Raw genomic sequence first — 13,159 nt, forward strand, 5'->3', positions numbered from 1 at the left:
ATTAATTTTTATTTAAAAGCAGTAACAATTAACAATGCCAAACTAGTAATAACACTTCCAATACTTACCCATTCTCCTGTTGTTAATTTTTTAGTTTCCGGTTTCTCGGGAACAACAATCTGAGAATCCGGAGTAACTTTAGGATAAGACCTAAAGAATAAAAAAGAACCAGTTACAGCAGCTTTTCCGTTAGGATAGATAATATAAGCTTTTTTCTTCCATCCCTTACTATCAACTCCACCTACTGCGTTAATATAATATTTGAAACCTTTACCGTTTCTATAAGGAATTTCAGAGTTTAACAAAACATTCCCTGTAACTTTAACCCCTTCATTTAATGTTGTAATTTCAATTTCATCATCTGGAAACAAGGTCACATTAGAATAGTGTTCTTTATCTTTTACAATTTTTTTCCAATCTACAGGAATAGTAACATATTTTAAATCCTCTTTTAATTTTTTTGTAAGATCTTCTTTTAAGGTATCATTTTTAGTCAGGTTCAGATCCACTCTTTCTATTTGATCAATTTGCTCCTGCTTAATAGGTCTCTTAATTTTCATCCCCTCTAAGTTAGCAACAGAAGTTAATCCACCAGCCCGCATTACAATATTATAAACAGATTCCTTTTTGTTGGCTAAAACATATTTACCCGGGTAAGCTACTGCTCCAGTAATTGTTACCATTTGCGGTTTTTCATAAACAGCCATTCTTCTGATGTTGATAACATCAAAAGGTTTCAAAACAAAATTCTTAACCTGCTCATTATTATCAGCGGTAATTTCCAATTCAACCAACTCAATGCGTTTAGGATTAGTATCATCAATTTCATCAGATTTAATCATTCTGGCAATTTCTACTCTTTTTGAAGCAGAACCTGTCAAACCTCCAACCTGAACAACTAAATCATTCAATGTCAGATTATCATAATAATCATATTCACCAGGATTTTTCACTTCTCCATCAATAGTAACTTTATATTCTTCCCTAAAATCTAAAATTGAATACACTGTCACTTCGTCTTCTCTTTTTAATTCGATATCAGCATTCAAATCTCCGGCTAAAGCGCTTTCTAAATTTACATTTACTATTTCAGTGGTTAAATCAGATTTTAAACGAATAATTCTGGCTCTTTTGGTATAGGCATCTTCTTTAAGTCCTTCGGCTCTGGTAATAAGATCTGAAATTCTCATTCCTTCATTATAAGAATAATAATCGGGTCTGAATACTGCTCCTTCTATTTTTATTCGGTTTTCAAATCGGTTTAAAATTTTAGTGACTCTGAAAACATCTCCTGATTGTGGTACATATGAAGAAAATTCACTTTCATTAATGTCATGAACTTTAAATTCCTTACCCGTTTTTTGCAGAACATTTACTGATGCAGTATATGCAAATTCATTAAATCCTGAAGCAAAGTTTAATAGATCTGTAAATTTTTCACCTTTTTTCATCTCAAAAATTCCGGGTCTCTTAACTTCTCCTTCTACAGTAACTCTTTGTGTATAAACCGGAATTCGTATTACATCGTTTTCTTTTAATGAAACATTATCTGACTGATCCCCTTTTACTAAAAAACGATAAATATCTATGTTTTTGTAAACTTTATTATTTCTAATCAATTCAATATTTCTGTAACTTCCATTTTTACCCGGCCCACCTGCTAAGTGTAACGCATTATAGACTGTTGCTAAAGATGAAATAGAATAATTACCTGGCTGTTTTCCTCCTACAATTGTAACTTTAATCGTTCTGATTCTGCTCAAGCTTACACTTACCTGTGATTGTCCGGATCTTACTGTACTATAAACTCTTGCGATTGCTGATTTAATTTTTTGTGTTGCGGCTTCAATTGTTATCCCGGAAACAGAAATCTGCCCGACATATTGGATGGCTATTTTACCTTCTACGCTAACCGCAATAGATTGATTAAATTCCTGAACTCCATAAATGCTTACCTGTAGTTCATCACCGGGTCCTAAAATATAATTTACAGGAGTAGCAAGATTTGAATCAGGTTCAAAATTCAAGGTCGGATTATCAAACAATTCAGAACCAAATATTAAAGCATTTACCGAATCTTTAATTTTATTGTTTACAACTTTAATTTGTTCCCTTCCCAAATTCTTTTTTGTCTGATTTGCTTTTTCAGTATTTTTTTTATCTGGAACATTTTCTCTTGCAGAAATCTCATTTAATCTTGCTTTCAGTTTCGCAAATTCTGAAGCACTCATTCCTTTTGATAAAGCTAAAGATTCAGCTTCATCAATTGTCATATTGTTACTTTTTAACTGCGTTCTTATTTTGACTATATCACTTTCAGACAAATAATCCACTTTTACAGTACTTAAATCATTCGATTTCATGAGATCCTGAGCAATTCCCTGATAAGAAAACAGAAAAGTAAAAAACAAGAAAAGAAGAGCTGTTAAATTTTTCATTTTAATTTCTTTGATGCTTTAAATAATTAATTCAAATTGAATTTTAGGAATATTGTTTTTTATAATAGTCTTTATAAGATCCCGAAGTTACATTTTTCAACCATTCTTCATTGTCCAAATACCAATTAATAGTCTTTTCCAGACCTTCTTCAAAAGTAACTGAAGGACTCCAGCCAAGTTCTTTGTTGATTTTAGTAGCATCAATTGCGTAACGCAAGTCATGCCCGGGTCTGTCTTTTACATAAGTAATCAACTTTTCTGAAGTACCTGAGTCTCTTCCTAATTTATCGTCCATAATCTGGCATAATAATTTTACCAAATCAATGTTTTTCCATTCATTGAATCCTCCAATGTTATACGTTTCATGATTTTTGCCTTCATGAAAAACCAAGTCAATTGCAATTGCATGATCCTCCACAAAAAGCCAGTCACGAGTATAATTACCATCACCATATACTGGCAATGGCTTATTATTGATAATATTATTGATAAAAAGTGGAATTAATTTTTCAGGAAAATGATATGATCCGTAATTGTTAGAACAGTTGGTTAAGACATAAGGTAATCTATAAGTTTCACCATAAGCTCTTACAAAATGATCTGAACTTGCTTTTGAAGCTGAATAAGGTGAATTTGGATCATAAGGAGTAGTCTCCGTAAAAAGTCCTTCAGCACCAAGTGAGCCATAAACTTCATCTGTACTGATATGATAAAATCTTTTTCCTTCAAAGTTGTCTTTCCATTGCTTTTTTGCAGCATTAAGCAGATTCATTGTTCCGATAACATTTGTTTTAACAAATGCCAGAGGATCCTCGATTGATCTGTCCACATGGGACTCTGCAGCTAAATGAAGCAAGCCATCAAAATTATGCGTTGAAAAAAGCTCGTTGATAAAATTTTCATCAACAATATCACCTTTTACAAAATGGTAATTAGGTTTGTTTTCAATATCTTTAATATTTTCCAGATTCCCGGCGTAGGTTAAAGCATCCAGATTATAAATTTGATAATGCGGATATTTATTTACAAAACGTCTCACTACATGCGAGCCAATAAATCCGGCACCACCAGTTATAAGGATTTTTTTCATTTTATTAATTTAACAATTCTGAGTTTATTTTTTCCAACTCACTGTATATATCTTTTACGTCCTGTGAATTTTCTTTTTGTAAAATTAAATTGGCTGTATCTGTATAAACAAAAATTGTGTTTTTTAATCCCAGAAAAGTAGTGTGTTTACCGCATCCTATAACCATATTACCATTTTTATCAACAGGATGTCCTTTAGAAACTAAATAGTCATAAACTGACTCAAACGAACCTAAATCAGACCATGCAAATGATGCAGGAACTACTTTAATTTTTTTGCTACGCTCCATGACAGCATAATCTATACTAATGGATGGTATTTCTAAAGATGATTCCAGATCCAAAAATCCCTCTTTGCTTGACTCCCAAACGGCCTTAGACTTTTCGTAAACATCAGGCTGGAATTGCTTCAATTCTTCCAAAAGTACACTTGCTTTAAAACAGAACATTCCGCTATTCCATAAAAAATTACCCTTTGCAATAAACTCTTTAGCAGTCGTTTCATTTGGCTTTTCCCTGAATGAAATTACTTTATCTCCTTTTGATTCAATATAACCATAACCTGTTTCAGGTTTGGTTGGAATAATTCCAAAAGTTACAATATAGCCTTCTTTAGCTTTTAGAATTGCTTCACTTATTGCGTTATCATAATCTTCAATTTTATCAATAATATGATCTGATGGTGTTATAATTAATATATCCTCAGGATCTGAAGCAAAAGCGGCAAAAGCAATTGCTGCAGCTGTATTTCTGGGTGTAGCTTCAACAATATTAAGATAAGATGTTTGTGACTTACCCATAACATTTCCACTTAAATGATGGTTATCAACATTTCCAACGACCATTACTTTATCTGCTAAATGACTATTACGATTAACAGTCATTTCAAATAAGGATTTCCCTTCAAATATTTCCAAATATTGTTTAGGCTGGCTTTTACGGGAAAGCGGCCATAATCTGCTACCTACGCCACCTGTTAAAATAACATGTGTAATTGAATTTTTTTCTTTCATTTTTTTCTAAATAAAAAAAAAGAGTTTAAAAAACTATAATCTATTATCTGCTATAGTCCCTAAAACCCCTTTTACGTCATATATTAAACTATTTGTTTTTTGAATTTCCAGAAAATCTAATTTTAAAAATTCAGAATGTGCTACTCCCAAAACTATTGCATCAAATTTTTCTTTTGGAAGAATATTTATTGTTGTTAATCCATATTCTTTTTTAACCTCTTGTACATTTGCTAATGGATCGAATATTGTAACAGATATACCATATTCCCTTAAAGCTCTTATGACATCTACAATTTTAGTATTGCGGACATCCGGACAGTTTTCTTTAAAGGTAATTCCTAACATCAAAAGTTCTGCATGATTTACAGAAATACCTTTTTTAATCATTAATTTTACAACCTGAGATGCAATATATTCGCCCATACTATCATTCAAACGACGCCCTGCCAAAATTATTTCAGGATGATATCCAAATTCCTGCGCCCTTTGCGCTAAATAATATGGATCTACACCAATACAATGACCTCCTACCAGACCTGGCTTAAAAGGAAGAAAATTCCATTTTGTAGCTGCGGCGGCTAAGACTTCCTGAGTATCAATATCCATTAAGTTGAATATTTTTGCAAGTTCATTTACAAAAGCAATATTAATATCCCGCTGTGAGTTTTCAATTACTTTAGCGGCTTCAGCTACTTTTATTGTAGGCGCTAAGTATGTTCCGGCAGTTATAACTGATTTATAAAGATCATCCACTTTTAAACCTGTTTCGTGCGTAGAGCCTGAGGTTATTTTAAGAATTTTTTCTACAGTGTGTTCTTTATCGCCTGGATTAATTCTTTCAGGTGAATATCCTGCAAAAAAGTCTTCATTAAATTTTAATCCTGATATTTTCTCTAAAACAGGAACACATTGTTCTTCAGTCACCCCAGGGTATACAGTAGATTCATAAATCACAATATCCCCTTGTTTTAAAACTTTACCTACCGTTTCACTAGCTTTATACAAAGGAGTTAAATCAGGACGATTATTTCGATCAACCGGTGTCGGAACGGTAATTATAAAATAATTACAATCACCAATATTTCTTATATCTGAAGTACAATAGAGTCCTTTATTTTGATTTAATGAATCTATTAATACGCTTTGCAAAACTGCATCTTCTACTTCTAATGTAGTATCAATTCCCTGTTTTAAACTTATAACTCTTGATTCATTAATATCAAAACCTACTACAGGATATTTTGTAGCAAATAAACGAGCCAAAGGCAAACCTACATACCCTAATCCAATAACGGCTATTTTTACGTTATTATTCATATTTTTCCTTAATTTCGCTTATCATATTGTACGGCTTCGCTATTCAAAGTCACATATATGACCTGAATAGCTAAAATTCAATTTCAGCAAATATAGCATATTAAGTCAATTTTATCAACCTTCCAAAAATCTTATATTTGATTAAAATTTAAACCTCTATAAGACAACTAATAAAAACTTAACTATTTAAAAAAAAAAAGCAAAAATCACCAAATTTAGTGACCTTTGCTTTTTTAATACAATCTAAATTTTATGTAAATTAGGTGAACTTCTAAACCATATATATGGTCCTGAAATACAAAAAAATCTTATTTATATTTAATCTTCAAAATACAACCTAAAGATTCCAAAACCAAAATACAATGAGTGCTTGTAACTTCCTGAACAATTGCATTCTGATTACTAAAAATACCCGTTTCTAATTTTACTTTATCACCTTTTTTATAAGATACGACAGAAACATCGGAGATATTTGTTTTCGAAAGGCTTTCTTTTATAAGCACAATTTCTTCATTTCTAACAATTGCAGCTTTACCTAACCAAAATAAATAACGCACTACTCCTGCAACCTGAAATACAGAATTTCGATCTTTGTCTGGCAATTGGACAAAAACATAAGAATTAAAAAGCGGAACTTCAATCTTTTTTTTTCTGTCGGACCATTGTTTTATTTGCGTAATTAAAGGACAATAACATTCAATCCCTACTTCATTTAGCTTTTCAGCTACCTTTTTCTCCCATTTAGGTTTTGTATAAACTACATACCAGTTCATTTGATTTGTTTTTTTAAGAACCTATACTGTTGTAAATAAAACCAATTGACTTTAATTCTTTTGCATTTAATATATTTCTTCCGTCAAAAATAAAAGCCGGTTTTTGCATGGAATCATATATCTTTTGCCAATCATATTTAGTAAACTCATCCCATTCCGTAAGAATCGCTATTGCATGTGCACCTTCACATGCTTCATAAGGATTTTCAAATGACAGAACAGCATCTGCATTTTCCGATGACTTTCTTGTATCTAAATAATCTAAATCACTTAAAATTTTATTTTTTAAAACTTTTGGATCATAAACTGAGATTTTAGCCTGTTCGTTAATCAAATCATCTGCTACATAAATTGCCGCTGATTCGCGGGTATCGTTTGTATCTTTTTTAAATGCCCAGCCTAAAAATGTTATTTTTTTATCAGCTACTGTGTTGTATAAAGTCTGAACAATTTTATTTGAAAATCTTCTTTTTTGATAATCATTCATAATAATCACTTGTTCCCAGTAATCCGCAACTTCATTTAATCCGTAAGATTTCGCAATATAAACCAAATTAAGAATATCCTTTTGAAAACAAGAACCTCCAAATCCTACAGAAGCTTTTAAAAACTTAGATCCAATACGACTATCCATTCCAATAGCGCGAGCTACTTCACTTACATCTGCACCTGTTTTCTCACACAATTCAGACATTGCATTAATAGATGAAATACGTTGCGCTAAAAAGGCATTTGCTGTAAGTTTTGACAATTCTGATGACCAGACATTAGTTGTTAGAATTTTATCCTTACTCACCCAATTGGCATACACATCAACTAAAGCATTAATTGCAGTATACCCCTCCGGAGTTGTGTCTCCTCCTATAAGAATCCTGTCAGGATTTAATAAATCTGTAACAGCAGTTCCTTCTGCCAAAAATTCGGGATTAGAAAGAATCTGAAATTGTACCCCATTTCCAGTATTATCCAAAATACTTTTTATGGCCTCTGCAGTACGAACAGGCAAAGTTGATTTTTCTACCACTATTTTATTGCTTTTAGCAACTTTTGCAATTTGTCTGGCACACAACTCTATATATTTTAAATCTGCAGCCATACCTTTTCCTTTACCATAAGTTTTAGTTGGTGTGTTTACTGAGATAAAAATGGCTTCGGCCTCATCTATAGCTTTTTCTACATCAGTTGAAAAGAAAAGATTTCTGCCTCTGGCCTCAGCTACTACATCAGAAAGACCCGGCTCATAGATTGGAATATTATCTGTATTTGGATCATTCCAGTCTTTGATTCTTTGTTCATTCAAATCAACAACAGTTACTTGAATATGTGGACATTTCTGTGCAATTACTGCCATAGTTGGCCCCCCTACATAACCGGCACCGATACAACAAATTTTTGTTACTTTCATATTTCTATATTTTCCATTATTTTAAATTATTCCAATACCAGTTTACTGCTTCTTTAAGCCCTTCTTCAAGAGAATATTCAGGATCATATCCTAACAGCATTTTTGCTTTATTTATACTTGCTAATGAGTGCGGAATGTCACCAGCTCTGCTTTCACCATAAGTTATGGGCACATCTGCAATTTTAGCATCAAATTTGATTAAATGTTTTTTTAGATATTCAACCAAATCATTCAAAGTATTTCTTTCTCCAAATGCCGTATTATAAACAGTATTAATTGCCTCAGAATTATCAGATGAAACAGCAAGAGCATTCATCTGAATTACATTATCAATATAAGTAAAATCTCGTGAATAATTTCCATCACCATTAATCACAGGACTTTCGTAATTCATTAATTGCATTACAAATTTAGGAATCACTGCAGCGTAAGCTCCTTTTGGATTTTGTTTTCTTCCAAAAACATTAAAATAACGTAAACCTATAGTTTCTAATCCGTATGTTTTACTAAAAATTTCAGCATATAATTCATTAACATATTTAGTAATCGCATAAGGAGACAATGGCTTTCCAATAACATCTTCAACCTTTGGCAATCCTTCAGAATCTCCATAAGTAGAAGAACTTGCGGCATAGATAAATCGTTTTATTTTTGCATCACGTGCAGCAACCAGCATATTCAAAAAACCTGAAACATTAACCTCATTGGTAGTAATAGGATCATTTATTGACCTTGGCACAGATCCTAATGCTGCCTGATGTAACACATAATCTACTCCAGCAACAGCTAAATTACAATCAGCTATATTTCGGATATCTCCTTCAATCAATTTAAAATTCGGATTTGTTATAAAATCATTTAAATTATGATGGTAGCCAGTTGAAAAGTTATCCAGACAAATTACTTTTTGTCCTGAATTCAAAAAATATTCGCACAAATTAGAACCAATAAAACCGGCTCCTCCTGTTACTAAAATAGTATTTTGAACGTTTGCCTTCATCTGTATAAATTGTTATTTTTTAAATATTTTAAAAATATTTTTAAGAAAACTCACTTTCTTTTCCTCCTCATGATAACCATTTGAATATGCCCCATACCCTCCGTAATAGCCATAGCCATATGCTGACCCGTATTTTGCCTTGTTTTCAAAACCGTTTAAAATAATACTCACATTATTTAACTCTCCTCTTTTCACCCGGTTGTTTAGTAAGGTAATCATTTCCTTTTTTGAGTAATTTTGTCTCACCACATACAATGTTACATCACTAAACTGCATTAATTCCAATGCATCAGAAACAAGTCCTACCGGAGGAGTATCAAGTATTACATAATCATATGTTTTTTTAAGTTCTTCAATTAATTCCACCATAACTTCGCTTATAATTAACTCTGAAGGGTTAGGTGGAATTGGTCCTGAAAGAATAACATCAAGATATGGGATTTGAGTTTTATTTACAATCTCTGAGAGAGTCTTTTGCTTTATTAAATAATTGACAACTCCGTATTGATTTGTCAGATTAAATTCATCAGCGAGTCTGGGTTTTCTTAAATCCATTCCTATTACTACTGTCTTTTTCTCACTCAATGCAAAAACTGTTGCAATATTAATGGAGCAGAATGTTTTTCCTTCTCCACTAATTGATGATGTGATCATTAATGTTTTTGCTCCGTCTAATTGTCGTTTTTTATACATAAACTGCAACGACGAACGAATGCCTCTGAAAGCTTCGGATAAGGCTGATTTTGGCTTTTGAAAAACCGCTAAGCTGTTATTTTCTTTATTGACACCTACAACCCCTATCAGTGGAATTTGTGTTTGCTTGTTTATATCTTCAGTATTTTGGATTGTATTATTAATAAAGAAAACCAGAAAAACAATAATTAAGGGAATTAAAATCCCTAAAAATAATGCTAACACATAATTTACAGAAGTTTTTGGTCCAATCAGTCCTCCGCCAATATCTTTTGCACTATCTATAAAATGAATATCAGACAAATTGGAAGCTTTTACAATTTCTGCTTCATTTCTCTTTTGAAGAAATGTGCTGTAGATATTGTCGCTTAGATCATATTTTCTTTTGATTTTTAATAATTCTTGTTGTTCTTCAGGAAGTTTTTTAATAGTACTCTCAGCTTCACCTATTTTATTATTAACTAAAGATAGATCATATTGTAAAGATGATTTGGCTGTTGCTATATTTTCTAGCAAAACATTTTTTACAGCCATCATTTGATTATCAAAATCTTTAAAAATTTTATCGCTTTTAACAGCGTAAGACATTTCAGATCGCTGAGCTGACAAAGCAATAAGTTTCGAAACGTTTGTCACAACATTTGGATCTTCAATCCCTGCAACAGACGGAGCGGGTAACTTAGAATAATCTACACTGTTTTTTAAATATGCTTTTAAGGAATTATAGTATGCAATTTTACGAGTTAATGCATCTTTTTCAACATCAAAATTCAGAATTTTATTAGAAAACTTCTCTCCACCTTCTTCTATATCATATATATTTTTGTCCTTTCTAAAAGATTTAAGTTCATTTCCTGTTTCTTTTAGCTGAGATTCCATTGAGACAAGAGTACTGTCAATGAAAGCTATCGTATTTGTAGCGAATTGATTTTTACCATCCAATTGAATTTTAATTAACATTTTGACAGTAGAATTCAGATACTCAACCATCCTGGCCTTATTTGTGCCTTGCAGTGACAAAGTAAGAATTGAACCAGCCTTTTCATCTGCCTCAACCCTAATTCCACGATAACGCGAAACCGTAGCGTCAAAATTATTAAATCTAATAAAGTATTCTTTTCCTATATAAAATCCGGGATTATCGGTTATTTCTAAACTCCAGTTTAAAAACGGCAACACAACTTGTTCCCCTACCTTATACTTTTTAACAAATTCCACAGGCTGAACAGCTGTATTGCTATAACTATTATTTGAATAAGTAAATAGTGAAACCGAATTGCTCTCAAATGGAATTCTAATTTCATATTCATTTGCACTTAAAAACTTGACACTAATTAATGTCCCCGCCAATTGGGGTTTTGTTTTATCAATGTTAACATAAAAAGGAACGGCACCATAGACGTCAATCATATTGTACTCTCCTTTTTCTAGATAATCTATATAATATTGTAATTTATCTACCACCAATTCATTATGAGATCTGGATTGGAGAATAGTAGAGATCCCACTTACCTGATCTGAAATACCACCCCAGTTAAAAACCAGACTTGTATTCGAAGTAAAAAAAGGATTGCTTTCTTCTTTAATCGAAATTAAAGTTTGCATGGCATAAATCTTTTCTTTTCGAATATTCACCTGATAAGCAATAGTAAATGCAATAATTAAACTCACTAAAAACAATTTCCAATAACTGAAAATTTTTAGCAAAAAGCCTTTAAAATCAAAACTTGGATGATTTTCAAAAATGGAAAAATCTTTTATATCTAACATCTTTTGAGCTTAATTAATTTTTGATAATCAAGTAAACCGTTGTGGCTAATGACAATAAAGTGATTATTGTCCCTATTGACTGAATACCTGTTTGTCCTGTCCCCCAGGTCTTTTGTCTCAATGGCTTTACATAAATATAATCATTAGGCTGTAAATAATAATAAGGTGATTTCATCACGTTTACATCAGTTAGATCAATGTCATTCATCTGTACACCTGTAGGTGTCTGACGTATCACAGTTACAGATTTTCGATCACCAACAGTAGTAATATCGCCTGCATTAGCAATTGCCTCCATAATGTTCACATGTTCCTGAAATAATGTTTTAGTACCTGTCTCTCCTACCTCACCATTTATTGTATACCTGAAACCTGACAATTTTACTGTAACAAATATATTTGCTTCACTCTTAAAATATTCTTCCAGTAGTTTTTTTTCAATTTTGACACGTACTTCTTCAAGTGTATATCCAATTACATTCATTTCTCCTAGAATTGGCATTCTTATATTTCCATGATCATCAACAGTGAATCCATTAAAATATAATTCTGATTCAGATTTAGCTCCATTTTGACTAGAATTTTCTGTCGGCTTAAAAATAGCAACTAACTTAGGATCTATTGCTTTTATATCTATATTTAAAACATCTTTTACTTGTAATCTGTAAGGTTTTGATTCAACTGCAGAAACTGTAGTTTCATTTGTAGCTGTTCCTTTATCTTGTAAATAAACCAAATCTTTTATGGGAATACATGAGGTGAAGAAGGTACTAATCAATAATAAATAAAAACAGTTTTTTGTCATTTTTAAAATTTTATAAGCAAATATAGCTATTCCGTTAATTTCCAGAAAATCTTACTTAATTTGTGTTATCTAATTGTTTTTGAATGTTTTTTCGAAAGGTATCCGTTGTAAAATACTTCGACCAAGTGTAACTTCATCAGCATATTCTAATTCATCCCCTACTGAAATTCCTCTGGCAATTGTAGAAATTATAATTTCAGAATCAGCAATTTGTTTATAAATATAAAAATTTGTCGTATCTCCTTCCATAGTAGAACTTAAAGCAAATATAATTTCAACAACCTTACCCAACTTTACTTTTTCTACCAAAGTTATTATATTTAACTGACTTGGACCAACCCCTTCGATTGGAGATATCTTACCTCCTAAAACATGATAAATCCCTTTATATTGTCCGGTGTTTTCAATAGCCATTACATCCCTGATATCTTCAACGACACAAATGGTCTGATGATTTCTTGCAGAATTAGCACAAATTTCACAGACTTTTGTATCAGAAATATTATGACAATTTTCGCAAAATTTAATATCCTCACGCATAGTAAGTAAAGCCTGAGACAAAAAAGCAGTCTGCTCTTTGGGCTGTTTCAGCAAATGAAGCACCAACCGCAATGCCGTACGCTTGCCTATTCCGGGCAATTGTGACATTTCATTAACTGCTTTTTCTATTAATTTTGATGAAAATTCCATGAAAACAAAAGTAATGCTTTACAATGATTTAGTTGATTTTTAAAAACCTGAATGCTATTAAAAATTACAAGAGTTCTGGTTAACATATTTCTAGGTACTATCTTTAGTTCCTAATTTATTTTACTATTTTTTTTATATTTGTATGACCGAGAGGAAACTTCTTGCG

Annotated in this window: 10 protein-coding genes; all 10 read right to left on the bottom strand. The window is 31.8% G+C overall.

The features are described 5' to 3' along the window. Positions 1-8: 8 nt before the first annotated feature. Entirely contained in the window at positions 9-2,438 is a 2,430-nt protein-coding gene (locus GXM17_RS15910; RefSeq protein ID WP_163400309.1) for an SLBB domain-containing protein, read from the bottom strand. Between the two features lie 43 nt (positions 2,439-2,481). Beyond that, on the bottom strand, positions 2,482-3,528 hold the full coding sequence (rfbB, locus tag GXM17_RS15915) for a dTDP-glucose 4,6-dehydratase (protein ID WP_163400310.1): 1,047 nt from the start codon (positions 3,526-3,528) through the stop codon (positions 2,482-2,484). Between the two features lie 4 nt (positions 3,529-3,532). Further along, on the bottom strand, positions 3,533-4,540 hold the full coding sequence (locus GXM17_RS15920; protein ID WP_163400311.1) for a mannose-1-phosphate guanylyltransferase: 1,008 nt from the start codon (positions 4,538-4,540) through the stop codon (positions 3,533-3,535). 33 nt (positions 4,541-4,573) lie between these two features. Then, entirely contained in the window at positions 4,574-5,857 is a 1,284-nt protein-coding gene (locus GXM17_RS15925; RefSeq protein WP_163400312.1) for a nucleotide sugar dehydrogenase, read from the bottom strand. Positions 5,858-6,165: 308 nt separating this feature from the next. After that, positions 6,166-6,630 carry a UpxY family transcription antiterminator gene (locus GXM17_RS15930; protein WP_163400313.1) on the bottom strand — a complete coding sequence of 155 codons (465 nt, stop codon included), beginning with the start codon at positions 6,628-6,630 and terminating at the stop codon, positions 6,166-6,168. A gap of 13 nt (positions 6,631-6,643) precedes the next feature. After that, the gene (locus GXM17_RS15935) at positions 6,644-8,035 is read right to left on the bottom strand and encodes a UDP-glucose 6-dehydrogenase (RefSeq protein WP_163400314.1); all 1,392 of its coding nucleotides are present in this window, start codon (positions 8,033-8,035) and stop codon (positions 6,644-6,646) included. A gap of 16 nt (positions 8,036-8,051) precedes the next feature. Continuing rightward, on the bottom strand, positions 8,052-9,035 hold the full coding sequence (locus GXM17_RS15940; protein WP_163400315.1) for an SDR family oxidoreductase: 984 nt from the start codon (positions 9,033-9,035) through the stop codon (positions 8,052-8,054). A gap of 12 nt (positions 9,036-9,047) precedes the next feature. Beyond that, on the bottom strand, positions 9,048-11,498 hold the full coding sequence (locus GXM17_RS15945) for a polysaccharide biosynthesis tyrosine autokinase (protein ID WP_163400316.1): 2,451 nt from the start codon (positions 11,496-11,498) through the stop codon (positions 9,048-9,050). Between the two features lie 13 nt (positions 11,499-11,511). Next, entirely contained in the window at positions 11,512-12,303 is a 792-nt protein-coding gene (locus GXM17_RS15950) for a polysaccharide biosynthesis/export family protein (protein ID WP_163400317.1), read from the bottom strand. 69 nt (positions 12,304-12,372) lie between these two features. Continuing rightward, positions 12,373-12,993, bottom strand: coding sequence for a recombination mediator RecR (gene recR / locus GXM17_RS15955; RefSeq protein WP_163400318.1), 621 nt, complete (start codon positions 12,991-12,993; stop codon positions 12,373-12,375). Between the last annotated feature and the right edge of the window lie 166 nt (positions 12,994-13,159).

Source organism: Flavobacterium fluviatile (genome assembly GCF_010645065.1).
Taxonomy (GTDB): domain Bacteria; phylum Bacteroidota; class Bacteroidia; order Flavobacteriales; family Flavobacteriaceae; genus Flavobacterium; species Flavobacterium fluviatile.

Bases quoted from the DNA above. Each gene is read 5' to 3' on its own strand.
- GXM17_RS15925 (WP_163400312.1), bottom strand. From the start codon at position 5,857: ATGAATAATAACGTAAAAATAGCCGTTATTGGATTAGGGTATGTAGGT.
- GXM17_RS15930 (WP_163400313.1), bottom strand. From the start codon at position 6,630: ATGAACTGGTATGTAGTTTATACAAAACCTAAATGGGAGAAAAAGGTA.
- recR (WP_163400318.1), bottom strand. From the start codon at position 12,993: ATGGAATTTTCATCAAAATTAATAGAAAAAGCAGTTAATGAAATGTCA.
- GXM17_RS15950 (WP_163400317.1), bottom strand. From the start codon at position 12,303: ATGACAAAAAACTGTTTTTATTTATTATTGATTAGTACCTTCTTCACC.
- GXM17_RS15920 (WP_163400311.1), bottom strand. From the start codon at position 4,540: ATGAAAGAAAAAAATTCAATTACACATGTTATTTTAACAGGTGGCGTA.
- GXM17_RS15945 (WP_163400316.1), bottom strand. From the start codon at position 11,498: ATGTTAGATATAAAAGATTTTTCCATTTTTGAAAATCATCCAAGTTTT.
- GXM17_RS15935 (WP_163400314.1), bottom strand. From the start codon at position 8,035: ATGAAAGTAACAAAAATTTGTTGTATCGGTGCCGGTTATGTAGGGGGG.
- rfbB (WP_163400310.1), bottom strand. From the start codon at position 3,528: ATGAAAAAAATCCTTATAACTGGTGGTGCCGGATTTATTGGCTCGCAT.
- GXM17_RS15940 (WP_163400315.1), bottom strand. From the start codon at position 9,035: ATGAAGGCAAACGTTCAAAATACTATTTTAGTAACAGGAGGAGCCGGT.
- GXM17_RS15910 (WP_163400309.1), bottom strand. From the start codon at position 2,438: ATGAAAAATTTAACAGCTCTTCTTTTCTTGTTTTTTACTTTTCTGTTT.